This is a genomic window from Pseudomonas sp. S36 (assembly GCF_016647875.1).
In the GTDB taxonomy this organism is placed as follows: Bacteria; Pseudomonadota; Gammaproteobacteria; order Pseudomonadales; family Pseudomonadaceae; genus Aquipseudomonas; species Aquipseudomonas parafulva.
The window spans coordinates 1-311 of record NZ_JACVVG010000113.1; the positions used below are offsets into that span (position 1 = coordinate 1).

The window sequence follows — 311 nt, forward strand, 5'->3', positions numbered from 1 at the left end:
GGACAAGGACCTGACCGTCACCCTGAGCAACAACGCCACCGTGGTGTTCAAGGCGGGCGAGACGACCAAGTCCTATGCCGCTCCGGCCCAAGGCGATGATGTCTTCAAAGATGAAGGCAAAATCCAAGTGGGCATCACAAAGGCCGAAGTTCCGAACGCCTCGTTCGAGAACCTGGTCATCGGCGGCCCAGCTTCGGTGAATGTGACCGACACCATCAGCAAGGTCACCGCGGTGCTGTCTGTGGATAGCACCACCGTGATCGAAGGCGGCAAGATCACCTACACCGTCACCCTGGTGAGCGAAGACAGCA

The 311-nt window shown here is 58.8% G+C and carries 1 protein-coding gene; it reads left to right on the forward strand.

Annotated features, from left to right (window positions below; translation table 11 throughout):
- On the forward strand, positions 1 to 311 hold a 311-nt coding region (locus IAE36_RS23515; RefSeq protein WP_201214978.1), incomplete at both ends, for an immunoglobulin-like domain-containing protein.